This window comes from Saprospira sp. CCB-QB6 (assembly GCF_028464065.1).
In the GTDB taxonomy this organism is placed as follows: domain Bacteria; phylum Bacteroidota; class Bacteroidia; order Chitinophagales; family Saprospiraceae; genus Saprospira.
The window spans coordinates 4109593-4132225 of sequence record NZ_CP116808.1; the positions used below are offsets into that span (position 1 = coordinate 4109593).

Consider the following 22633-nt stretch of genomic DNA (forward strand, 5'->3'; position numbering starts at 1 on the left):
GCCTATGCTGATTATGGGAGCTGGGGGACATGCCCTCGAAATCTTAGAACTTGCTGCCCAAAATGGACAATTAGAGGGCCTTTGCTTTTTTGACAATACCCGCCAAGCGCCCTCTTGGATCTATGACCGCTTTCCCGTTCTGTACCAAGAAGAGCAGCTTCGAGCGCATTTTGCCCTAGCCCCTGATTTTGTTTTGGGGGTGGGCAGCCCTAAGGTCCGCCGAATTTTGGCCCAAATTGGCCAAACTGCAGGCGGCCAGCTCCAAAGTATTCAGGCCCAAAATGTCTATATCGGCCAGTTTGACAACCAATTGGCCAAGGGGCTCAACCTAATGCAGGGCGTTTGGCTCAGCAATTCGGTAAGTGTTGAAGAAGGCGCCCTGATTAACGCAGGAGCCCAGCTTCACCATGAAGTGAAAGTGGGGGCTTATACAGAGATTTCACCTAAAGCCCTACTTTTGGGGGCGGTCCAAATTGGCCAAAATTGCCGAATTGGAGCCCATGCCACGATTCTACCAGGAATCAAAATTGCCGATGAGGTGGTGGTTGGCGCTGGGGCTGTGGTCCATAAAAACTTACCCAAAGGGGTAACGGCTGTTGGCGTTCCTGCCAAAATTATTAAAGGACCTGCTGTTTTTTAGGGGCATCCCGCAGCCCTTTAACTTGGGGCTGCGGGCGCTAGGTTGCGCAGCTCGCTGATCGCTCGGCCCTGCAGCGGCTTTGCCGCTTTGGTCTGGCCTGCGGCCACTGCTCCACAGCGCTATGCCGTTCGGCCTGCGGCCAGGCGGACTCCGCCCGCCTTGGACCAATAACTTGGCCAGCCGGCCCGAGGGATTCCTTAAGGAATCCCGTAGAGGGGCGGGTGGGCGGGGACATATTGACGAATGAGGAGCGCAGCGACGAATACCATTTTTGGATCTAGTCTGGCAGGGCCTAGCGCTGGTAGGCAGTGGCCGAAGGCCAGACCGAGCGGGCGCAGCCCGCGAAGGGCCGAGCGAACAGCGAGCTGCCGAACATAGCGGCCGCCAAAGGCGGCAGGCCCCTAAATCATTCTAAACAAAAAGAAATGAGAATTTTACTTTTTATGCTCTTGCTTTGCAGTGGCTTGCAAGCGCAATATTATGGCAGCCATATTCCCGTAGCCAGCAAACTCATTTTGCCTCCAGAAGAGTTTGGAGAAGGCCCCTACCCTCTTTTGGTCATGCTCCCTTTTACTAGCGGAGATGCCCGCTATATGTTTGAGGCCTATGCCCAGGCGGCTGGCAGCGAGAAAAGCGATTCGGACCAAGAAAAACTGGCCAGTATTATTGCCGCCCTGCCCGCTCCTGGCGAAAAAGCCCAGCCCTTTGCCCTGCTCTTACCCGCAGGAAGAGGCAGCCGTAGAGACCACTCTTGGCGAGGTTTTAAAGCCTGTTTTGAACGCTATGAACGCCGTTTGGAAAAAGACATAAAAAGCAACCTGGGCCGCTACCCAATTGATAGTCAACGCATTTACCTAACTGGGGTTTCTTTGGGTGGCGATTTGAGCTGGGCCATCTCTCAACGACAGCCCCAAGGCTACCAAGGCGCCTTAGTGATGGGCAGCCGCTGTAGCTATCCCACTACAGCCGAAACCTTAGGAGTCTTTAGGGAAAAAGACTATCGATTTTTTATGACTATGGGCATGCAAGAAGCGCCCGATCGCCTCAATGGAATGCGTTATGCGCGCCGTTTACTCGATAGCGCGGGAATAGACCACATTTATAAAGAAATGCCCGAGCTGCGCCACAACAAGGCCGAACTTTGGCTATTTTTAGAAGGCTTACGCTACCTTTTGGACGCCAAAACTAGCAGCAATTTGGTCCAAAATGAACAAGCCCTGCCCTTAGACAAAATAGTGGGAACTTGGTCCAATGGCGAAATTGAACACAGCCAATTTGTGGTGGAGGAAAAAAGTCAAATTAGCAAAGGAGATGAACTTTTTGTCTTGCAAGCAGAAAACTTTCTGGAGCAGCAAAGCTTGAAAATTGAGCGCTTATCGGAACAATCCGTCCGTTTAAAACTCCCCAATTTACCCGCTATAGATGCTTATTTGGCTTGGGGAGAATTGGAGGGAGAAGCAGCTATCGAACTGCGTATTCCAGAACAGCGACAGGGACAATACTATTACCGCGGTAGCAATTTGGGCCTAGAATACGAGCAAGCCGCTGGTTATATAAAATTGGATGGGGAGTTTCCACATATCAGTATCAGCATCGAACAATTTGTTGGGCGATCGGCCAAGGGCTTTGAGCGCTATTCCTTTTTTTTATTGCTAGAATAGGCGTAGTTTTGAGGCCACAAAACTACTATGCATGACAACTACAACTTGGTTTGCCGATTGGTTTGACTCGGCCTATTATCACTTGTTATACAACAACAGAAACGAAGCAGAAGCGCAAGAATTTATGCGCAATCTTTTGGCTCATTTGAACTTAGACAAAGGGAGTCGCCTATTAGATTTGGCCTGTGGCAAGGGACGCCACTCCATTTATTTGCATAGCCAAGGCTATGAAGTTTTGGGGGTAGATTTAGCTGCAGAAAGCATTGCCGCCGCTAGTGAACAAGCCAAAGAAGGCCTTAGCTTTGCCGTACATGATATGCGAGAGCCATTAAATATGGGCCAATTTGATGCAGTATTTAACCTTTTTACAAGCTTTGGCTACTTTGAAAGCGAAGAAGAGCATCTACAAACGCTAAAAGAAATTCGAAACATGTTGCCCAAAGATGGCTTTTTTGTACTCGATTTCATGAATGCACATAAGGTCATTCAAAACCTTGTTTTGGCCGAAGAAAAGCAAGTAAAAGATGTCCTTTTTCATCTTCGTCGCTATGTAGAAAACGGCTATATTGTTAAGGATATTCGGTTTGAGGCCGAAGGCCAAAACTTTAACTTTCAGGAGCGAGTACGTGGCTTTTTATTAGCCGATTTCCAAGCGCTCTTTGCCCAGGCGGGTTTAGAAATTCTGGCCCAATTTGGCAACTACCAACTGGCTCCTTTTTCCGAAGAAAGCTCTAATCGTTTGATCTTAATTGCTAAAGCATGCTAGCCGAACTCATCGCTTGGGACCAACAACTGTTTACAACCATAAACGGGGGCTGGCACAGCCCCTTTTTGGACCAAATTTTTCCAATTTGGCGAGAAAAAACAACTTGGATTCCCTTATATCTTCTCATTTTGACCAGCCTCATTTATAAGCGCAAACGCAAAGTCTGGCAGCCCCTTTTGCTCCTAGGGCTGGGCCTGCTCCTCTTTGACACCTTCAGCAGCCAATTGCTCAAAAAGAATGTGATGCGATTGCGGCCCTGCCGCACGACCAGCCTACAAAAAGAACTGCATTTACTGGTGACCTGTGGCAGCGGCTACAGCTTTACCTCCTCTCATGCGACCAATCATTTTGGCTTGGCCTATCTCTTTGCCCAACTCCTTTCTACCGATTACAAAGCCTATAAAACCTACTTCTGGATCGGCTTTTTGCTTTGGGCCTTTAGCATTGCCTATGGGCAGCTCTATGTGGGTGTTCACTTCCCCTTGGACCTCCTTTGTGGCGCTTTTTTGGGCCTGAGTTTGTCGGCGGTTTTGTATTGGGGGTATAAGCGCTTGGGTTGGGGTTGAGTTATCTCTCACTTTAAATAAATTGACTATCTTTATCATAAAAATGAGCTATGATTTTTCCTAGAACTGTAGATAACCGCTTTAGCAATTACTTAGAAGCTAGCCTTTTCCAAACATTTAGTGAATTGGGCGAACGCTACAGTGTTTTTTATAAAGTTTGGTTACAAGATTCAAAAACAGAAAATAGTAGTGGATCATCTGTGATGTCTTTTATCCTCTTAGATAAGAGAGCGGGAATTATTGTATTAGACATAAATCAAGGAGGAATTATTAACACTAATTTCCAAAATATAGAACCACTGCTAAAGGAAGAACTTCTTCAGCAACTCCCCTCAAAGAAAATCCCCCCTATAAAAATTCTTTCTTTTTCTAAAAATGATGAAGCTGCAACAAGCAAATTAGTCCAAGAGCTGCTAACCCCCTTAGCTGAAGAAACTCAACTAATTGATGCCGAGGACTTTTCTATCTTAGAGCAGTTTTTCAAAGTTAAAAGCGCATTTTACGCCTATCCCATCAAGTTAGAATCATTGGAGTTTGAAAATTATAAAGGAATAAAAAAAATTGTCTTAAATGGGCTTCCTAAAGGAGCTTCTTGGTTTTTTATAACGGGTGAAAATGGCTTTGGAAAAACCTCTTTTCTTCAAGCTCTTGCTATTTCACTAGATGGTAACCTTCCAAAAAGTGAGCTTCAAAGAGAACGCTTCGAGGAATCCCCTTCACCTCTTCAAGCAAATCTTTGGACGATTATTCATAAAAATGAAGTTACAGCTTGTCCCTCATTTTTTGTCTTCAGTAAGGGACGGTCAAATACTAGCTACCACAGCGTTCTAGCTTATGGTGCATCTCGTTTAGATATTGATAAAGACCCCAATCCTCAAAGGCATGCGAGCAACCCTATTGAGAGCTTGTTTAGTAGTCAATATGTAATGAGAAATATTGAAGACAAACTCTTAGAATGGAATCTCTTAGACCGCGAGCGTTTTGAGAAGACTAAACAAATACTAGAGGAGCTATTGCCTGCCTTAAAAATTGAAATCGTAGCTAAGAAATCAATTTGGTATAAAGAAAAGGCTCCAGAAGAAAGCTATTTTGAAGCTGTTAGTTTTGATGAACTAGCTGCAGGTTATCGCAGTTTATTGGCGCTTTTTGGGGATATGATTATCAGATTATATGAACGTCAACCAGATGTTATTGACCCTAAAGAGTTTGTTGGCCTTATCATTATCGATGAAATTGCCCTGCATTGGCATCCAAAGTGGCAAAGAAAGCTGCCTACAATATTAAGTCAGCTTTTTCCCAAATTGATTTTTGTAGTATCCACTCATAGCCCTATACCTCTTTTAGGCGCTCCCAAGAATAGTGTCATCCTTACGCTTAACCGAACTCAAAAAGATGGAATCACGGTAAGGCGCTTAGAGAGACTAGAACAAGAGCTGCCAAAACTACTTCCCAACCTCATCCTAAGCTCTGATATTTTCAATATGGATGATTTGGCTCCAATCAGTGCACAACAAGAGGAAATCCTTAATTTCAGTGCATCTATGCAAGACAAAAATGCTAGAGAACAAGCTAAAGAGCATTTAAAAGCACTATTCAAAGAACTAGAAGAGGAAGAAGACTAACCTCCTATGACCTAAAGCACAATAATAGTATCTGATGATTCCTGTCCAAAAAGAACCTCTTTCAATTCCAGCCAAACTAAGCTCGGAAAGTTGCCTCAATAATAGAAGGCAAATTATTGGTCCACCTATAAATAAAGGTAAAATTAGTGCCTACTACTATGGTGATACTTCTGTAAAGGAAAAGTTGAACGAACTCTATCACAATAAATGTGCTTACTGTGAAAGTTTATTAGACGGTTTTGACATAGAACACTATCGTCCCAAAAAAGAAGTTACCGAAAATACTGCTCACCCAGGTTATTACTGGCTAGCTTACGAATGGACCAATTTACTCCCAGCTTGCATAAGTTGCAATCAAAGACAAAAAAGGAATCATTTCCCAGTGAATAACAGCCATAAAACAACTCCCTCCTGTAACCATCTCAGCGAAATTATTGAGTCAGACCAAAAATTAAACGAACTCTACCTTAGCCAAGAAGTGCCCCTTTTACTACATCCAGAAGAGCAAGACTTTGATCCCTTTGACTATTTTGATTTCAATCTTGAGACAGCAGCAATAATAGTCAAAAAAGGTCTAAAGAAAACAGACTTAGAATATAAACGGGCTGATGCTACAATAAAAATAATAGGACTTGATAGAGACTACCTAAAGACTCGAAGAGCCAACATTATAATAGCCTTATTTGATGATTTCTTGTTCCATTTATCCCAATTGGCAACAGGAAAAATCCAACTTCCCGATCTACAAACTATCTTTTACCGCCTCTTAGCTAAACTAGAAAGCAATTCTCAAGTTGATAAAGAATATGCTTTCTTCTGGCAGTATTTAAAGACAAATGCCCTATATCTAATTAACTTATCAGTTAATAATATCATTCCTGACCCAAGGTTTCAAAACCTACTTATCCAACGCTTTCAGAAATGGCTTGAGGAATACTCTTAGCAATGAAACTCGGCATGCAACTGTATAATTCTTCTTCATTTTTTGGGGCCTCCCACCTGCGGCGGGCGCTACGTTGCGGGGCTCGCTATTCGCTCGGCCCTGCGCGGGCTTTGCCCGCTTGGTCTGCGGCTACGCCGCCCCCCTGCACATCGCTAGGCCAAAAGAAAACAGGCCTAAACGGCCTGAAAAATTGGGCGCTTTGCGCCCTTTTTGCGCTGCTACTGCCTAGCAGTTTATTGGCCCAAATGATGAGTGATTCTGTAGAAACCGTGGCCATCTCGGCCCAAAAGAAAACAGAGCAAATCCCCTTTAGCAAAAAGGAGTTTTCTACCATAGAACTAGAACAAGAAAGTAGCCGAAACCTCTCCAATTTATTGCAAAAAGAAGCGGGTATACATATCCGCTCCTATGGACCAGGACAACTGGCCACCCTCTCTAGCCGCGGAAGCGGCCCAGAGCAAAACCTCCTGCGCTGGGAGGGCTTCAATCTGGCCAACCCAATGCTGGGCCAAAGCGACCTCAATCTTATTCCCCTCTTTTTTATCGATCAACTAAGCTGGCAAGCTGGAGCTGGCGGCTTGAGTGTTCCTCAGCCATTAGGCGGCAGCTTACTGATGCGTAGCAAATCGCCTCGTTTAGAAGGCTGGCAAGTAGGCTTTGGCAGTAGTTTAGGCAGTTTTAGCAGGCAGCAGCAGCAATTTCTCTTGGCCTTTGCCAAAAATAACTGGCGGCAATCGCTCCGCTTATTGGTCCAATCTGCTGTAAATGATTATCCCTACCGAGATCTACAAGCTTTTGGCTTTCCCAAGCCTTGGAAAAGAAGAACACAAGCCCAAACGGCTCGTCAAGCCGCACTTTATACTTTAGATTTTCCTCTTTTTAAGGGCCAACTGAGCCTAAGAAGCTGGCTCCAAAAGGACCAGCAAGAGCTGCCGCCTACGCTTTTGCAAGCCCAACAAGCTAACAGCGAAGCACAAAATACCTTGAGCTGGCGAAACAGCCTGAACTGGAAAAAAAGCTTTAAGCATTCTGTTTTTCAGGCACGTTTGGGCTATCTCTATCAGGATATGACTTATATCCGTGATTTGAGTAGTGAAGAGCATCTCACACAAGGTATTTTTATTCAGGCCCAACAGTTTTTTGCCCTAAAAAATGGAGCTTTGCTCATTAATGGGCGCTGGGGGGAAAACCAGGTTCAAAGCAGTAGTTATCTAGACATAAAAAAAGAACAACAAAGTCGTCTTTCTGTGGGCCTTCGACAGCGTATTTTAGGAGCCGAATTAGAAGGACAATTATCTTTGGCCCATCGATCTAATTTGGGTGTTTTTCCTGCGGGTCATCTAAGTTTTAGGAAAATTTGGGCTGCGGGACTAGGCCTAGAAGTTAGTTTGCAGCGGTCCATTCGCTTTCCAACACTAAATGATCGATTTTGGCCCTTAGTGGGCCAAGAAGAGCTGCAAGTAGAACAAGGCTGGCAAGAAGAGTTCAATATTTTTTGGCAACACAAAATATGGGGTTTGCATCAACTCAGTTTTTTTAACCAGGAAGTCGAGAATTGGATTTTATGGCTACCCAATCCCAATACGGCTTTATGGGAACCCCAAAATTTGGCGGCAGTTTGGGCCAGAGGAGCCAGTTGGAGCAGCGAAAAAAGCTTTAATTTGAAGCAGTTGGGCCAGTTGCAACTGCAAATTGGCGCCAACTACAACCGCATTAGCCGACATAAAAGTCCTTCGGTAGATTTGCGAGATAAACAACTAGAGTATCGTCCTATTTTTTCGGCTAATTTTGCTGTAAATTACCAATATAAAACTTGGCGTTTGGGCTATCATCATCTTTGGGATGCCCCTCGTTATTTGGATGCATTGAATGAAGAAGCCTTGGCGGCTTATCAATTGGGCCAAATTCAGTTGGGTTGGAAGGGGGAAATGGCCCAATATCCGATTCGCCTGCAGTTGCAAGTGCATAACCTTTGGGGAGCAGAATATCAGTTGGTCTCTGCTCGGCCATTGCCTTTGCAACAATGGGAATTGAGTTTGTTTTTTAGTGCTCGATAAAATAGCCGAAGCGGACCGACCTAAGTTACCAACTTGGTGGAGCGGCCTAGCGATGTGCAGCAGTGCGGCGCAGCCGCAGACCAAGGCCGTCAGGCCGCAGGGCCGAGCAAAGAGCGAGCTGCGCAACGTAGCGCCGACGAGCGTAGCGAGGCGGAGGCCCAAAAACAAAAAACAATTTAAAAAATGGCTAGTTTGGGAACGTAAAAGTTATTTAGCTTTGTTCTAATTTTGAATTGCTCAGAAGTCTCGAAAGATTGCAGCAAAGAGCAGTGAAAAATATAACTTTGTGGCCCCAATTTTGATGGGAAGGATCTACTTTTCCTGTGATACCTAAAGTTTTATAAAACTATAACCACTATGAAAAAATTACTTTTGTTCCTTTTTGCTGTAGGTTTATTTGCAGCTTGCCAAAACAATGTAGACCAAAAAGACCTTAGCGCATCTGTAGTTGACACAGAGAATATGGATAAAACTAGAGCTGGGCAGCAGAAAAAAGTGAAGGCCAAAGCTTATTATTATCCTTCTTTAGTTGCTTTTGAGAAGGGACAAAGTCAGCAAGACTTGAGTTTGACAGCACTTAATAAGATCAATGAGATGGAGCAAAAAGAGTACAATTATGTTGTGCTTTATGATGCGGCCACTTCTTGGGCGGAAGTATTTAGTACTGGAGATTACAGCCAAACGGGCAATGATCAATTTAATGAGCTCTTGGCGAGTCACAATTTGCTTATTGTTCAGCAATTTGAGGTAGATGATATGAGTGAGGGTTTGGTTTTGGCGCCTAATGCCAACGTAGATTCTCCTGTAGAAGTTGCCAGAGAACTATCTCTTATCCAAGACGTTATGATGGTACAGCTAAAAGAAGTTCCTGCTGAAGATCAAATGACTGCTTCTAAATAGAGAACTCTAAGAGTCTGTTAAAGTATAAAAGCTAGCTTTCCTTATTGGGAGCTAGCTTTTTTTTTTCTGCCTGCTGTTGTATCTTGCTAAGAGATATAAGGAAAAATTATGATGCGAGTAGATCCAGAAATACTAGAGGCGATATACACTCAGAAAGATGAAAATCTTTTAGAGCTTTCGCAAAGGCAGCCTGTTCTGCTTATTTTTTTGCGGCATTTTGGTTGTACTTTTTGCAAGCAAACCATGTCTGATTTGGCGAAAGTGAGAGCAGAGATAGAGGCCAAAGGCTTATTGCCAATTATTGTCCATATGGCTCCAGAAGAGCTAGCAAATAAGCGTTTGCATCATTTTAATTTGCCAGATATAGGGCATGTTTCTGACCCTGATTTAAGTCTGTACGCTTATTTTGGCTTAAAAAAAGGCACTTTTAGTCAATTGTATGGACTAAAAGTGGTGGTAGGTGGTATGAAAGCTTTGGCTGAGGGGTTTAGCTTGCCGAGTATTAGTAAGGAATATGGAAGTATTAGTCAGATGCCTGGTGTTTTTGTATTGGAAGCTGGCGAGGTTAAGTTAGAATTTATTCATAGTACAGCAGCTGAGCGGGCAGATTATATGCAAATTGTGGCGGATTATTTGGCGCTAAAAGTAAATTAAACCCAGCCCAAAACCAAGAACACGAACAACTGAAAACCAACAACTTAAGTAAAATAAAAAATAAGGGCTTAATATATTATCACCTATAAATCAGGAGCTTGGGAACTTGAAAAAGCTCGTCATAGTTTAAGTGATTGTGTTTCAACAATAAAATAGAAGCACATGATTATTATGACAGCGGCTTAGGTCGCCCAAAATCCTATTTTAATGAATTGGCGAAAACTAAACGGAAGTCGAATTTTGCTGCCTATTAAGGAAGCCGTAGACAAAACCTTAGCAAAAGAATTGGCCGAGGGTCATGACATCAAGGTTTGTATCGGAACAGATTCGCAGGTGCGAGGCAAGCAAATCAGTTTTGCGACGGTGATTGTTTTTCTGCGTAAGGGCAAGGGTGGTTTCATGTATATTAAGCCAGAGCTGCAAACTGGGCAAATGAGCATTCGGGAGCGAATGATTACAGAAGTAGCCAAATCTGTTGCCGTGGCTTATGAATTGACTGATATTTTTGCGGCCCATGGGGTGCAAATGGAAGTTCATGCAGACATCAGCACGGATAGCAATTTTAAATCTAATGTGGCCTTAAAAGAAGCCATGGGATATATTCGAGGTATGGGTTATGAATTTAAAGCCAAACCTCATGCTTTTGCCAGCTCAAGCTGTGCCGATAAAGTCGTTTAAATGATAAACGCCTAGCCGATTTGGCTAGGCGTTTTTTTTTGCTTTAAAAGCCTTGATATTTTTCTAATTTTTCGGCGGCCTCCTTGGGCAGGCGCACTAACTTCTGTGCTTGGTAGTCATAACAAAGTAAAGCCGTTTTGATGCGGGCCATTTCCTGTTGATCTTCGGGCCGCAAAAAGCGATAATGCAAATCAAACCCTAGGCTGTAGATATCGCCTACGGCAATTTGGATGACAATTTCTTGGCCCCAAAAACCTTCGGCTAAAAACATTTGGGCCGCATCAGACATAATGAGATCTTCTCCAGCAAAATCGGTTTCTTTATAGCCTAAGCGGGCAAAAAATCGCATGCGCGCCTCATGGGCCAAGGTTAAAAAGCGATCATTAGATAGGTGATTGCCATAATTTAGGTCATTGACGCGAATAGACAAAGGAGTTTCAAAAGGATAGCGCTTAGCTAATGGTAATTTGACACGCATAAACAGAATTTAAAAGGGCAATTGATCTAAATCTACATTGCCCCCACTCAAAATAATAGCCCAATTTTGTTCTTTAAAGCGTGCTTTATGTTTTAATAAAGCAGCAAGTGGAACCGCAGAAGAAGGTTCTACAACAATTTTTAGTTGCTCCCAAATTAGGCGAAGCGCTAAGATAATTTCTTCTTCCTCTACACAAATAATTTCGGAAAGCAATTCTTGAAAAACGCCAAAGGTCTTGGGCCGAATCGTAGTGCGTAAACCATCTGCTAGCGTATCTGTTCGCTTATTTTCAATAATTTTTCCCGCAGCCAAAGATAAATAAGCATCATTGACCAGCTGAGGCTCTGCACCCAAAACCTTTAGGCCAGGCCGAAAGTAATGGGCCGATAACAAACTACCACTCAAGAGCCCTCCCCCACCAATAGGCGCCAAAATTCCATCTAGATCCGAAAGCTCCTCCAAAATTTCTAAGCTGCAACTCGCTTGGCCCAAAATGACATCATAATCATTATAGGGATGAATAAAATATGCAGCCGTTTCTTTTTGCCAAGCCGCTAAAGCCGCTTCTCGTCCCGCAGTAGTGGGCGGAGAAAAACGAATTTCAGCTCCCAATTCTGCTGTAGCTCGCTGTTTAAAGGCTGGCGCATTTTCAGGCATCACAATATAAGCCGGACAAGCCAGCATCTGCGCCGCTTTAGCAATAGCTTGTGCATGATTGCCCGATGAATGCGTGCAGAATCCTTTTTTTCGCTCTTCTTCAGATAAAAGCAAGGCCGCCGAAAGCGCTCCCCTCAATTTAAAAGAACCCGTATACTGAAAATTTTCGCACTTAAAATAAATTTTACAGCCCGCCAAGGCATTTATCTTCTCCGATTGAAGCAAAGGCGTTTTTTTAAGATAGGGCTGAATAAGAGCTTGTCGTTGCCTAATATTTTCGGCAGATAATATAGCTGGAAGATGTACTGACATTTTTTCAAAAAAATATAAGGTTCTAAATCAAGTAGTTGTTAATATATTGTAAAAATATTAGCCTAAAATTCCAAAATGCTTTTGGAAAAACAAAAAAGACGCTCTATATTTGTGCCGCTCTCAAAGGAAAGCAAGAATAAAAAATTGGTCTGGTAGTTCAGTTGGTTAGAATACCTGCCTGTCACGCAGGGGGTCGCGGGTTCGAGTCCCGTCCAGACCGCCAATTTTTTCTTAAAAAAGAAGACCTATATGGTCTGGTAGTTCAGTTGGTTAGAATACCTGCCTGTCACGCAGGGGGTCGCGGGTTCGAGTCCCGTCCAGACCGCTTTTTTAAGCCGCAACTTTCGTTGCGGCTTTTTTTTGCTTAAATATAAATTTTAAGCCCATTTCTCGATCTCCATATAATTGGGTACTAAAAAACCTCATTGGCTGAGGTTTCTTTCCATTCCGTCCTGTTCCCCTCTTAATCTGTCATCATCGCAAACTGATTATAATCTCGCCAAAATTGGTCATTTTCTTCCTGCGCTTGCAGATTTCCCATAAAAATCAAAAAGCTAAATACACTGAGGAGGTAAATTCTTACTGACATAGACATTCGTTTTAGTTTTTCTTCAATAGTTCAAAGAAAAAGCACAACGGACCAACCTATCTGTACAGTTTTTTTTTTTTTTGGGGCTGCCCCTACGCTTCGCTTGGGTCGGGCTATGTCGCAGCTCGCTATTACTTGCTTCGCTGCGTCGGCTCCCGTTGGTCGGGTCGCTCGGCCCTGCGCAAAAAACAAGTTTTTTGCTTGGTCTGCGGCTGTGCCGCACTGCCTACCATCGCTAGGCCGCTCAACGGTCTTTTTTCTTTTGGCTGTTTTCTTCGGCGGTTTTGAGAAAATTATTTTTCTCTACGATTTCTAGTACCAATGGGTTAAAACCCACAGCAAAAAGGGAGGCCATTCTACATCCAAAAAAATGAGCCGACGGTTAAAACCATCGGCTCATAACATCTAGCAGAAAAAATTGTGGTAAAAAATCCATTCATTACCATCAGGCCAGTTTTTTTCCAAGAGATATTTTTGTCCTTGTTTTTTATCCAGTTGCTAATTGAAAGCCGCTATTTGAAAATCATTTTTTTAAGCCAAAGCTAATGCACTGTAAAAATATTTAATTACTTTAAAGTCTTTACAAACCAATACACTTCCTATGTCTAAACTATATCACACCAAAAGAAAAAGATACAAGTCAGCCTCTAGTTGTAAATCTATAGAGCTTGTTCATAATACTCAGGATGATTCCACATTCGAGGATTTACCTTTAGATGATGTTCCTCTTATTGTTTCTGCCAAAAAAGGGGAACAACTCCTAATTACACTTAATGCTCCTGATACTTGGAATAATGGAAAAGAAAATAATGCAGGAACCTGGTTTGCGATTGAGGTCAATGACCAAATAATTGGTAAGGGTGTCTATTTTACTGGACAAAAAGGTCAAAGAGTTCCTATCAGTATACAAGCTGTTTATGAAGTAACAGAAGATGCCAATTTAAAAGTGAAAGGAAAATGGGCCGTTTGTAATAATGGAAAGTCTTTTATTGGTGCTTTTTCTGAGACGACCTTGACTGTGCTTAAAGTTTAAGCAAAAACTTTCAACCTTATTCTTATCTCCCTGCTTTAAGGGAGATTTTTTTTGTTATACGGCTAGTTTAAAAGCATATTTTTCGGCTGAGTTGTACAATAATTCCCCGCCTTTTAGCAAAACTTGATAATAGTTGCTTAAAAAGCGATTTAATAAATCCACAGGTTGTTTGATCGCAATCAATTTGTGACTTTTTCTAGTCTTTGTCTGTTGGTCCAACTGTTTTTGCGGCAAATCTTTTTGAGACGGTCCTTTTAATAGGCCCAAGGCTAAAAGTTGCTCATAAATGAGTGCTAGTTCGGCAACTTCTTCCAAAATGGCTGTAGGTTGCCCAGTGCCTTAAAAATGAGCAAGAATTCGGCAAATAGAAATTTTCTACGACCAATAAATTCTTCCAGACCTGCAGCCCGTAGACGTTTGCGCAAAGTGGGATAAGAAATGCCATAAAAAGCTTTGAGCATTTTCTTGCTTAATTTATAATCCTGCATTTTTTCTTGGAGACTCATCATGGGGCTATTTTTTTGTTGTTTTTCAAGTTACGCCTAAAAAATGAAAAGGACAACAGACTGAAGTATAATTTTTTAGATAAAAAAATCCTTCATTTTTAAGCGCAAAACAAAAAAGGGGCAGAAAAATCAGTTTGATTTTTCTGCCCTTGCTAATTGAAAGCTGCTAATTGAAAGGGGGATTTACCTGCCGAAGAAAAAAGCCCTGAGAAAAACTAAGGTTGTGCAGGCCCAGCGCTGCGCAGCAGTGGCCGCAGGCCAGACCAAGTTTTTTGAGCGCAGCGAAAAAAACGCAGGGCCGAGCGACCAGCGAGCCCCAAAGCGTAGCGGCGGCCAGCTTTGCTGGCCGCGGGCCCCAAAACAAAATACTCCTCCAAAAAAAGAAGATTTTAGGGGCAAAGCTTTTCTTTTCAGTCAACAAAGGTTTTCTTTGCAAAAAATTTAAGCTAAAGGAATGATTTATATAGAAACAAGACTCAAAACGGCCCTGAAAGAGGGATTGAATACACTTTATGGCCTAGAAAATTTGGCCGACAAACAACTGCAGATCAATCAGACCCCTAAAAATTTTGAGGGCCAACTTTCTGTATTAGTTTTTCCTTTTGTTCGAGCGGCTCGTAAAAAACCAGAGCAAGTAGCGGAGGAAGTAGGACAATATTTGCTACAAAACTGTCCAGAAGTGGCTGCTTTTAATGTGGCTAAAGGATTTTGCAATTTGGAAATTGCCGATGTTTATTGGCAAGAATTGTTGGCCGAATTGCTTCGCAATCCAAATTATGGACAAGGTGCAGCCAAAGAGAATGAAATTTTGGTCGAATATTCTTCGCCCAATACCAACAAGCCTTTGCATTTGGGACATATTCGGAATAACCTTTTGGGTTATTCGACTGCTGAATTGCTCAAATTTGCGGGCTACTCGGTAAAAAAAGTGCAAATTATCAATGATCGCGGGATTCACATTTGTAAATCTATGTTGGCTTGGCAACTGTTTGGCGAAGGCGAAACCCCAGAAAGCAGTGGATTAAAAGGCGATCATTTGGTGGGCAAATATTATGTTCGCTTTGAGCAAGCTTTTCAGGCAGAATATAAAATTTGGCAAGCTAGCGAAGCGGGACAAGCTGTTTTTGCAGCCTTTTTAGCCGATGAGAAAAAATATAAGAAGGCCGTAAAAGAGCTAACAAAAAAATCGGAAGATAAAAAGACGGCCCCTACGGAAGAAGCGATTCAAGCTTACTTTTTTAAGTCAGTTTATAAAAACAGTTATTTCAATCAGAGTAGTGAATTGGGCCAAAAAGCCAAAGCAATGCTACAAGCTTGGGAGGCTGGCGATGCAGAAGTGCAGGTGCTTTGGGAAAAAATGAACAATTGGGTTTATGCGGGTTTTGCTTCTACCTATAAACGTTTGGGCGTAGATTTCGACAAAAATTATTATGAGTCGAATACTTATCTCAAAGGAAAAGAACTGGTTGAAAATAATTTGAAGAGCGATTCGCCTATCTTTTTCAAAAAAGAAGATGGATCTACTTGGATTGATTTGACGGATGCCAAATTGGACCAAAAAGCAGTTTTGCGCAAAGATGGTACTTCTATGTACATCACGCAAGATATGGGCACCGCTTTGCTTCGCTACGAAGATTATAAAATGGATCGCATGGTCTATGTGGTGGGCAATGAGCAAGAATATCACTTCCAAGTACTTTTTGAAATTTTGAATCGCCTCGGGCAACCTTATGCAAAAAATTGCCACCACCTTTCTTATGGTATGGTTGAATTGCCCGAAGGAAAAATGAAATCTCGTGAAGGTACAGTAGTAGATGCCGATGATTTGATGCAAACACTAATTGATGAAGTAGCTGAAGCTTCTAATGAGCGCGATATGCTTAGCGCTTTGCCGATTGAAGAACAAAAAGAAATTCATGAGGCCGTTGCTTTGGGTGCACTCAAGTTTTTCATTTTAAAAGTAGAGCCCAGAAAAGGAATGCTCTTCGATCCTAAAGAGTCTATTGACTTGCAAGGACAAACGGGCCCTTATATTCAGAATGCTTTTGTTCGCTGCCAATCGGTGCAAAGAGCTTTTGCTGAGAAAAACTTTAGCAAAACCACTTATGCAGAGTATCAACTGGCGCCCATCGAAAGAGAATTATTGTTAAACATTGAGCTGTTTCCGAATTTAGTACAAAGAGCAGCCGAGCAATATAATCCAGCTGAAATTGCCAACTACCTTTATCAATTGGCCAAAACTTATCATCAGTTTTGGAATATTGTAAAAATTCTAGATGCTGATGCGCCTCAAGCGAGTAGTTTCCGTCTAGATCTTAGCCAAGCTGTAGCTCAAGTGATTGAACAAGCTGGGGCTATTTTAGGTATGAAAATGCCAAGTCGGATGTAATTTTTTATTTTATTTTACTTTTTTTTAAAAAAAAGTGCTAGTATTGCGCCCAATATTTTTTAATTACTTATAATAATTTCAAACAAATGAAACAGTTTGTTCGTCTTTCTCTCCTTATGCTAATCGTTTTTAGCTTGGGTTCTTGCCAACAGCGCATGGTTGACTTTACCATCATTTCTACAAAAAATGTAGATCTTAGCAATGCAGCAAATTTCAAAAAGGGAAAGGAGCGTGTTACAGGAAAGGACATTGCTCACATTATCTTAATTATTCCTACAGGTTTTCCTAACCTAAAGGAAGCTATTGATAGAGCTATTGAAGTAACTCCTGGTGCAGTTGCTCTAACTGATGGAGTTATCTATTCTAAATCTTTCTACTTTTTGCTTTATGGCCAAAATGGTTTCATTGTAGAAGGTACACCCCTTATCGATCCTTCACTTACTAGCAATGAGCAGGAAGACTTCCCTGCCTATGCAAAAGTTACTTATGACAAAAAAGGTAACTATGTAGTAGAAGAACTTACTGAAGAAGAATATGCTACTTACAAGAAAAAATTTGTTCCTAAGGCTCTTAAGTCAACTATCTAGGATAAGTTTTTTCCTTAAATAAAAAAGCCCATGCAGAAATTCTGCATGGGCTTTTACTTTATATAAATATTCTAGTTACAAAATCTTTGCATCAATTAAGGCTTGCAAACTATCCTGCATTGTTTTTTGCAAGGGCAAAAATTCCATATTCAATTCTTTACGAATTTTGTTGGTATTTGCTTTAAAAACATGTCCTACATTATTTTGTACAAATTTTCTTGTCATTGCCGAGTTGACCATTGGCCCTACTAACCAAATTAACCATTTGGGCGCCACTTTTTTCGGTAAGGGATAATTTTCGTACTTGGGCAAAAGTGTTTGACTGGCCGTATAGATGTCGCTATTGTGTCCCACCGTAATATAACGTCCTTTTGCATTGGGGTAAAAAGCAGCCCGAAAATGTGCTTCGGCTACATCACGCACATCAACGATGCCCATCCCCAATTTTGGCGCTCCCATTTTAAAGGTCCCATCGCCAAGTTGTTTCATAATCGTAAAACTTTCTGAAGTTGTTGCTTTTGGATTAAGTGGCGGCCCCATGACTAATGCAGGGTTAATGGTCACCAACTCCCAACGATTTTGCGCCTTTTGCATTTCCCAAGCTTTTTTCTCCGCCAAAGTTTTGGAGTAAGAATAAGGCTGATACTTTAGAGAAGCAGTTGTATTCCAAATTTTCTCAGTCAATTCGCCATTCGGATAACCTTTACATTCTGAAGCATCTGTATAAATAGCGGCGCAACTACTAGTCAAAACTACACGCTGCACCGATGGTGTTTGATTGACAGCAATCAAAATATTTTCTGTTCCTTTTACTGCTGGCTCAATCAAATCTTTTTGCGGATCTTTTACATTACTAATAAAAGGTGAAGCCGTATGAAAAACAACAGAGCAGCCCTGCATGGCCTCAAAATAAGCCCCTTTGGTTAATAAGTCGGCCTTAAAATATTTTATTTCGCCTGGACTATTAGCGGCCAATTTATCCAAATGCGCTGTTTTTTTCTTGTTGTCGGGCTGACGCACTGCTGCATGCACGGTCAAACCTTCTTCCAATAATTTTTTTACCAACCATCCTGCTACATACCCCGTAGCTCCTGTCACCATTACTGGCTTCGTTTTATCAATTTGCATAATTCCTTTGTTTTTGTTGCATGACAAAGATCTCGCATAAAAAATAAACCGCCCCACATAAAAAAAGGAAAAAAGAACATAAATCTCTGCATTTTTATTTTTGTCTGCTGAATTTGGGGCCTCCGCCTCGCTACGCTCGTCGGCGCTACGCTTTGGGGCTCGCAGGTCTGCTCGGCCCTGCGCAAAAAAACAAGTTTTTTGCTGGGTCTGCGGCTTCGCCGCCCCCTTTCGCATCGCTAGGCCAAAAGGCTCGCTTCGCTCGCCTTTTTTGCACAACCATCTTTTTTTCTTTGGTCCTCAAATTCCCTTTCAATTAGCGGCTTTCAATTAGTGAGGGGCAGAAAAATCAGTTTGATTTTTCTGCCTTTTTTTATTTACCCTTCAAATTTAGGTTTTTAAAAAAGTCTGCGCTTTTAGCCAAAAATTTAGAGCGCACCAACAAAATCTAGTTTAGTTTTTTTTACTAAAAAATTCAAGCCGAAGAAAAAGAGCTAATTGCTCAGGCGATAATTTATCTGCCAAGCAAAACCCTCTTCTTTTCGCAGAAGAACAAATTTTTCAGAATGCCCAAAGGGTTGTATCTTGAGCCCCTTAGAATTTTTGAGCACACTATTAAAGTGTCTCTATCACCACTTCTAATTGTTATCCGATGAAATCTAAAAAAGCAGCGAGCTCTCTGCTAAAATTTGCACTCATGGCACTCATCATTATCGTGCTGAATGTTTTAGGCAGCTTTATTTATGGTAAAATTGATTTAACAGAGGACCAACGCTTCACACTCAATCCTGCTACCGCAGAGCTTTTGGCTCAACTTCCCAGTGATACAGCCTCTGTGAGCATCGAAATTTTGCTTGATGGCGAATTTCCTTCTGATTTTCGACATCTACAAAATAACCTTAAAGATTTGATGGGGTTATTTAAGGAACGATCTGGCGGCATGCTCAATTATCGTTTTGTCAATCCCTTAGATGGTACTGAAGAAGAGGTCAAAGCCTTGCAGCAACAATTGGCCAAACAAAAAATTATGCCTCTGCAAATTAAGGATGCGCGACAGGGTCGAATGATTTTAGTTTTCCCTTTTGCCATTGTGCGCTCAGGTTACAACTTTGAAGTCATCAATATGATAGAGCTAGGCGATGGGTACTATCAGCCTAGTGATATTTCTGCATCTATTAATAGCTTGGAGTATAAATTTGCTGCGGCTATTAAAAAACTACAACTGAAAAGCAAACCCGTAGTTGCTTTTATCAATAATCATGGGGAATTGCCACTTCGCCATATTTATGGCTTTGAAAAAGCATTGTCTGAAAATTATGGCACCAAGCATGTAGATCTTTCTCGGCTCAATCAAATTGACTCTTCCGTCAGTTTAGTGGTCATTGCCAAGCCCAAACGTCAATTTAGTTATGATGATCAATTTAAATTGGACCAGTATGTTATGAATGGTGGGCGCATTCTTTGGATGATTGACGCCTTGGATATGGAAGATGATAGTTTAGGAAACCCTCAAGGCTTTCATGTTCCTATTCCCAGAGAGCTTGACCTTCAAAAGTTGCTTTTTAATTATGGTGTTCGCGTAAATAATAACTTAATCGCTTCTTATGATGCTGCGGCCTTTGGAGGATTACAATCGGGCCCCAACCAAAAATCAAATCCAAAATGGTTTTACTATCCGTTAGTCAAACCTTTTGCAACCCCTGAAGAAGGCTTGGAGACAGGTAAATCTGTAATTGATCACCCCATTGTGAAAAATTTAGATTTTGTTTTAACAAAATATCCTTCAAGTATTGATACTGTTGGTACAAAAACCAACGTAAAAAAGACACCCTTACTGCGAAGCTCCAAGTATAGTAAACTACAATATCCTCCCACACGCATTGGTTTTGGTGTCATTGATCCGGCTATTGGACCAGAGGCTTTTACCAAAGGGCATCAAAATGTAGCTGTTTTGTTAGAGGGGGAATTTGAATCTCATTTTAAAAACCGCCTTCCTCCAGGCACAGAAAATATTTGGAAGCGAGCGGGCAACTACCCTATCCGAATGACTAGCCGCCCCAGCAAAATGATTGTCATCTCTGATGGAGATATTGCTTATAATAATTATCATGCGCCCAGCCAAAGACATTATCCGCTAGGTGCGGGTTTTCTTCCCGATTTTGGACCAAAATTATTTGCCAACCAAGATTTTTTATTGGCTTGTGTAGAATACCTCACAGATGACTCGGGTTTAGTTAATTTACGCAATAGAGAAATTCGTTTGCGACCATTGGACCAAAAACGCGCCTTTGATCAAGAAAGCCTTTGGCAATTTATCAATTTAGGCATTCCACTAATTGTTTTGGGTATTTTTGGCCTCATTTACTATTACTTACGTCGACGCAGATACGCAAATTAAACGCATAAAAAAAGCGAGTAGGAAATCCTACTCGCTTTTTACTTTTATGAAGTACTGCTAATATTAGAAAATACTCAACTGTCCTTGATCTATAACTTTTTGTCCAGTGCGCAGACGATAAATCAAAATGCCTTGAGGCAAATTAGGCAAATTGAGTTGACAGCGGGGACCAACTCCCTCCAACTGATAAAGCAATTGCCCTTGTAAATTATAAATTTCAAATTGTAAGGGAGCTGTTTCAGCAGAAAGGAGTTCTAAGTTTACGCTATGGCGGGCTGGTTGTGGATAAATTTTCACTTTAGGTGCCATAGGTGCAGCTAACTCATGGCTGTAACTACTAATTATAAAGTTTTGGCCAAAGGTTCTATAAATTGCTGTGGTAGATGGCTGCTTAAGCTGACCATCCTCTAAAGCTAAATACTGCTGATAAGCCAACTGATTCAGGGCAGAAGCTTTTGGGTAAAGTTGATAATTCACAAAAACTCGATCGCCTTGGTATAAATTATAATTGGCAAAATTAAAAGTTAAAATTCCTTGTCCAGAAATAGTCCAATCTAAGCCTGTCAAATTATGGGCACCCAACTGAAAACTACTAGGATCTAACCAAGGTGAAATGGAATCGACCAAGGTTAATACAGCAGTTGTGTCTGCATCTTGTTTTTCATAAACCAATTGAAATTCTAAGGGCGTAAATAGTTCGACATATTGGTTGCTACCATAGCCTCTAGGAAAGGCGCGACTTAAACTTGCCGTTCTTTGAGCTTGGCTTTCTTGGGCATCATAAGCAATATGTGCTGCAGCATGATCCTGATAAAACTGCCCCGCAAAATTTGTATTATATCCTCCTTGGGCATCAGGTTTACAGCCTTCTAAGCTCGCCCAACTCATTTGACTTGAAAGTAAGCGGTTATTTTGCGTTTGTGGCGCTTGAATGCGGTAAGTTGAACGTGTTCTTGTCGGAATAATAATCGTATCTGCATCCAAGCTATCTAAGGTACCAATATTGGGCTGACTATACATCACATCATCTTCAATCACAATTAAAGCTTGGGCGGGCAAAGATTGTCTACCAATATTTCTAGCAATAAATTGAATAGAGTCGCCTAAACAATCTGCAGAAAGGGCCAATTCTCCAATATTATAATCAATAATCTGTGGACTAAATTCAGCTCTGACCTTATGCATACTTCCTGGCTCATCATTACAATTGGTATTTACATCAAATGTAAAATGAAAGGCAGAGTCTTCACTTGGCGCCAAATAAGAATAATTTAGTTGATAACGTTCGTTACCCAAGTTAATTAGCGGGATACTAGAGGTATCAAGGCTCATGCGATCTCCATCTAGTTCTAGCAATAGATTCCCATTAAACAAAGCCGTATTTCCCAAATTGGCCATATAAACATAATAGCGAGCTGAGCCACAATCGGGAATAAAGTCTGTACTTAATTCTACAAAGGGAATTGCTCTAGAGGTGGTTACCCTTGCAAAAAGATCTAAAGTATCTACTTGGCTAGGCTGCAGAAGAATGCTGCTATTATGTGCACAAAGTGTAAAATAATCATGTTCAAAGGGAAAGTGGACCTCTAAATTATAGAGACTAGCTGGCACATCAAAGCTATAGTAGCCTGTAGAGGAGGTTTTTTGAAAGTACTGCGTCCCTGAGGTAGAGTCCGTTAGCGAGATAATAATATGTGGCAAATCTTGATCTTGGACCGAAACGTTACAGTTTTGATCCGCGTCGAGATATAGGTTACCACTTAAAAAAGCATTTTGGGCCTGGTTACGGCCTAAGAAGAAGAAAGTAAAAAGGCTAAAGAGAAAAATAAGCTTGGTTTTCATAAGACATTTTATTTTGCGGTGGAGGGAGACTTTGTTTTAAAATGAGTTTTCTGAGCAGGGAATAAGCCATTAAACTTTAGGTGTTCGGTCCTTTGGTCATCAAGAATATTCGAAGCTATTTAAGGTTATTTCCATATTACAAAGAAAAGAAATAGCTCCTGTAGTTTAGAATCTATTTTAGCCCCTTTGTCAAGCTAAAAATTGGAAAGACAAGCTTTATACTTATCTTT

The 22633-nt window shown here is 41.6% G+C and carries 19 protein-coding genes, 2 tRNA genes and 1 pseudogene; 16 read left to right on the top strand and 6 right to left on the bottom strand.

Annotated features, from left to right (window positions below; translation table 11 throughout):
- The first annotated feature begins 4 nt into the window (after positions 1–4).
- From PPO43_RS15700 to PPO43_RS15745, 10 genes are all read left to right on the top strand, one after another.
- On the top strand, positions 5–640 hold the full coding sequence (locus PPO43_RS15700; protein WP_272619533.1) for a PglD-related sugar-binding protein: 636 nt from the start codon (positions 5–7) through the stop codon (positions 638–640).
- 425 nt (positions 641–1065) lie between these two features.
- The gene (locus tag PPO43_RS15705) at positions 1066–2301 is read left to right on the top strand and encodes an alpha/beta hydrolase (RefSeq protein ID WP_272619534.1); all 1236 of its coding nucleotides are present in this window, start codon (positions 1066–1068) and stop codon (positions 2299–2301) included.
- A 31-nt stretch (positions 2302–2332) separates the two neighbouring features.
- Positions 2333–3067: an SAM-dependent methyltransferase gene (locus PPO43_RS15710; RefSeq protein ID WP_272619536.1), complete on the top strand. Its 735-nt coding sequence runs from the start codon at positions 2333–2335 to the stop codon at positions 3065–3067.
- Positions 3061–3633, top strand: a complete 573-nt coding sequence (locus PPO43_RS15715; protein WP_272619538.1) for a phosphatase PAP2 family protein — start codon at positions 3061–3063, stop codon at positions 3631–3633. The genes PPO43_RS15710 and PPO43_RS15715 overlap by 7 nt, the downstream gene beginning before the upstream one ends.
- 50 nt (positions 3634–3683) lie before the next feature.
- Positions 3684–5255 (top strand): AAA family ATPase, encoded by a 1572-nt coding sequence (locus tag PPO43_RS15720; protein WP_272619540.1) that lies wholly within the window; start codon positions 3684–3686, stop codon positions 5253–5255.
- 34 nt (positions 5256–5289) lie between these two features.
- On the top strand, positions 5290–6198 hold the full coding sequence (locus PPO43_RS15725) for a hypothetical protein (protein ID WP_272619542.1): 909 nt from the start codon (positions 5290–5292) through the stop codon (positions 6196–6198).
- A 245-nt stretch (positions 6199–6443) separates the two neighbouring features.
- Positions 6444–8255, top strand: coding sequence for a TonB-dependent receptor plug domain-containing protein (locus PPO43_RS15730; protein ID WP_272619544.1), 1812 nt, complete (start codon positions 6444–6446; stop codon positions 8253–8255).
- A gap of 357 nt (positions 8256–8612) precedes the next feature.
- Positions 8613–9155: a hypothetical protein gene (locus PPO43_RS15735; RefSeq protein WP_272619546.1), complete on the top strand. Its 543-nt coding sequence runs from the start codon at positions 8613–8615 to the stop codon at positions 9153–9155.
- Positions 9156–9263: 108 nt separating this feature from the next.
- A complete protein-coding gene (locus PPO43_RS15740; protein WP_272619549.1) occupies positions 9264–9809 on the top strand; it encodes a SelL-related redox protein in 546 nt (181 codons plus the stop codon).
- A 207-nt stretch (positions 9810–10016) separates the two neighbouring features.
- On the top strand, positions 10017–10487 hold the full coding sequence (locus tag PPO43_RS15745; protein WP_272619551.1) for a ribonuclease H-like YkuK family protein: 471 nt from the start codon (positions 10017–10019) through the stop codon (positions 10485–10487).
- Positions 10488–10530: 43 nt separating this feature from the next.
- On the opposite strand, the gene PPO43_RS15750 is transcribed toward PPO43_RS15745, so the two are convergent.
- Positions 10531–10965, bottom strand: coding sequence for an acyl-CoA thioesterase (locus PPO43_RS15750; RefSeq protein ID WP_272619553.1), 435 nt, complete (start codon positions 10963–10965; stop codon positions 10531–10533).
- A 9-nt stretch (positions 10966–10974) separates the two neighbouring features.
- On the bottom strand, positions 10975–11934 hold the full coding sequence (locus PPO43_RS15755) for a threonine ammonia-lyase (RefSeq protein ID WP_272619555.1): 960 nt from the start codon (positions 11932–11934) through the stop codon (positions 10975–10977).
- A 146-nt stretch (positions 11935–12080) separates the two neighbouring features.
- On the opposite strand from PPO43_RS15755, the gene PPO43_RS15760 reads away from it, so the two are divergent.
- Together PPO43_RS15760 and PPO43_RS15765 are read left to right on the top strand one after the other, a co-directional pair.
- Positions 12081–12157: transfer RNA gene (locus PPO43_RS15760), tRNA-Asp, on the top strand.
- A 28-nt stretch (positions 12158–12185) separates the two neighbouring features.
- Positions 12186–12259 (top strand) — tRNA-Asp (locus tag PPO43_RS15765).
- Positions 12260–12397: 138 nt separating this feature from the next.
- Here the strand turns inward: PPO43_RS15765 and PPO43_RS15770 are convergent.
- Complete coding sequence (locus tag PPO43_RS15770) at positions 12398–12523, bottom strand: hypothetical protein (protein WP_272619556.1); 126 nt, start codon at positions 12521–12523, stop codon at positions 12398–12400.
- Positions 12524–13124: 601 nt separating this feature from the next.
- On the opposite strand from PPO43_RS15770, the gene PPO43_RS15775 reads away from it, so the two are divergent.
- Positions 13125–13556, top strand: a complete 432-nt coding sequence (locus tag PPO43_RS15775) for a hypothetical protein (protein WP_272619558.1) — start codon at positions 13125–13127, stop codon at positions 13554–13556.
- A 54-nt stretch (positions 13557–13610) separates the two neighbouring features.
- Here the strand turns inward: PPO43_RS15775 and PPO43_RS15780 are convergent.
- Positions 13611–14065, bottom strand: a pseudogene (locus tag PPO43_RS15780) (hypothetical protein).
- A gap of 451 nt (positions 14066–14516) precedes the next feature.
- On the opposite strand from PPO43_RS15780, the gene argS reads away from it, so the two are divergent.
- Together argS and PPO43_RS15790 are read left to right on the top strand one after the other, a co-directional pair.
- Positions 14517–16451, top strand: a complete 1935-nt coding sequence (gene argS / locus PPO43_RS15785; protein ID WP_272619560.1) for an arginine--tRNA ligase — start codon at positions 14517–14519, stop codon at positions 16449–16451.
- An 86-nt stretch (positions 16452–16537) separates the two neighbouring features.
- Positions 16538–17038 carry a hypothetical protein gene (locus PPO43_RS15790; RefSeq protein WP_272619562.1) on the top strand — a complete coding sequence of 167 codons (501 nt, stop codon included), beginning with the start codon at positions 16538–16540 and terminating at the stop codon, positions 17036–17038.
- 75 nt (positions 17039–17113) lie between these two features.
- Here the strand turns inward: PPO43_RS15790 and PPO43_RS15795 are convergent, their stop codons facing one another.
- Positions 17114–18166 carry an NAD-dependent epimerase/dehydratase family protein gene (locus PPO43_RS15795; RefSeq protein WP_272619564.1) on the bottom strand — a complete coding sequence of 351 codons (1053 nt, stop codon included), beginning with the start codon at positions 18164–18166 and terminating at the stop codon, positions 17114–17116.
- Between the two features lie 649 nt (positions 18167–18815).
- Between PPO43_RS15795 and gldG the strand changes: the two genes are divergently transcribed.
- Positions 18816–20561 (top strand): gliding motility-associated ABC transporter substrate-binding protein GldG, encoded by a 1746-nt coding sequence (gene gldG / locus PPO43_RS15800; RefSeq protein ID WP_272619566.1) that lies wholly within the window; start codon positions 18816–18818, stop codon positions 20559–20561.
- A 63-nt stretch (positions 20562–20624) separates the two neighbouring features.
- Here the strand turns inward: gldG and PPO43_RS15805 are convergent, their stop codons facing one another.
- Positions 20625–22403 (bottom strand): T9SS type A sorting domain-containing protein, encoded by a 1779-nt coding sequence (locus PPO43_RS15805; RefSeq protein ID WP_272619568.1) that lies wholly within the window; start codon positions 22401–22403, stop codon positions 20625–20627.
- Positions 22404–22633: the final 230 nt, after the last annotated feature.

Coding starts and splice junctions, on each gene's coding strand:
- argS (WP_272619560.1), top strand. CDS start 14,517: ATGATTTATATAGAAACAAGACTCAAAACGGCCCTGAAAGAGGGATTG.
- PPO43_RS15795 (WP_272619564.1), bottom strand. CDS start 18,166: ATGCAAATTGATAAAACGAAGCCAGTAATGGTGACAGGAGCTACGGGG.
- PPO43_RS15740 (WP_272619549.1), top strand. CDS start 9,264: ATGATGCGAGTAGATCCAGAAATACTAGAGGCGATATACACTCAGAAA.
- PPO43_RS15725 (WP_272619542.1), top strand. CDS start 5,290: ATGATTCCTGTCCAAAAAGAACCTCTTTCAATTCCAGCCAAACTAAGC.
- PPO43_RS15755 (WP_272619555.1), bottom strand. CDS start 11,934: ATGTCAGTACATCTTCCAGCTATATTATCTGCCGAAAATATTAGGCAA.
- gldG (WP_272619566.1), top strand. CDS start 18,816: ATGAAATCTAAAAAAGCAGCGAGCTCTCTGCTAAAATTTGCACTCATG.
- PPO43_RS15735 (WP_272619546.1), top strand. CDS start 8,613: ATGAAAAAATTACTTTTGTTCCTTTTTGCTGTAGGTTTATTTGCAGCT.
- PPO43_RS15790 (WP_272619562.1), top strand. CDS start 16,538: ATGAAACAGTTTGTTCGTCTTTCTCTCCTTATGCTAATCGTTTTTAGC.
- PPO43_RS15745 (WP_272619551.1), top strand. CDS start 10,017: ATGAATTGGCGAAAACTAAACGGAAGTCGAATTTTGCTGCCTATTAAG.
- PPO43_RS15700 (WP_272619533.1), top strand. CDS start 5: ATGCTGATTATGGGAGCTGGGGGACATGCCCTCGAAATCTTAGAACTT.
- PPO43_RS15715 (WP_272619538.1), top strand. CDS start 3,061: ATGCTAGCCGAACTCATCGCTTGGGACCAACAACTGTTTACAACCATA.
- PPO43_RS15770 (WP_272619556.1), bottom strand. CDS start 12,523: ATGTCAGTAAGAATTTACCTCCTCAGTGTATTTAGCTTTTTGATTTTT.
- PPO43_RS15750 (WP_272619553.1), bottom strand. CDS start 10,965: ATGCGTGTCAAATTACCATTAGCTAAGCGCTATCCTTTTGAAACTCCT.
- PPO43_RS15720 (WP_272619540.1), top strand. CDS start 3,684: ATGATTTTTCCTAGAACTGTAGATAACCGCTTTAGCAATTACTTAGAA.
- PPO43_RS15705 (WP_272619534.1), top strand. CDS start 1,066: ATGAGAATTTTACTTTTTATGCTCTTGCTTTGCAGTGGCTTGCAAGCG.
- PPO43_RS15805 (WP_272619568.1), bottom strand. CDS start 22,403: ATGAAAACCAAGCTTATTTTTCTCTTTAGCCTTTTTACTTTCTTCTTC.
- PPO43_RS15710 (WP_272619536.1), top strand. CDS start 2,333: ATGACAACTACAACTTGGTTTGCCGATTGGTTTGACTCGGCCTATTAT.
- PPO43_RS15730 (WP_272619544.1), top strand. CDS start 6,444: ATGATGAGTGATTCTGTAGAAACCGTGGCCATCTCGGCCCAAAAGAAA.
- PPO43_RS15775 (WP_272619558.1), top strand. CDS start 13,125: ATGTCTAAACTATATCACACCAAAAGAAAAAGATACAAGTCAGCCTCT.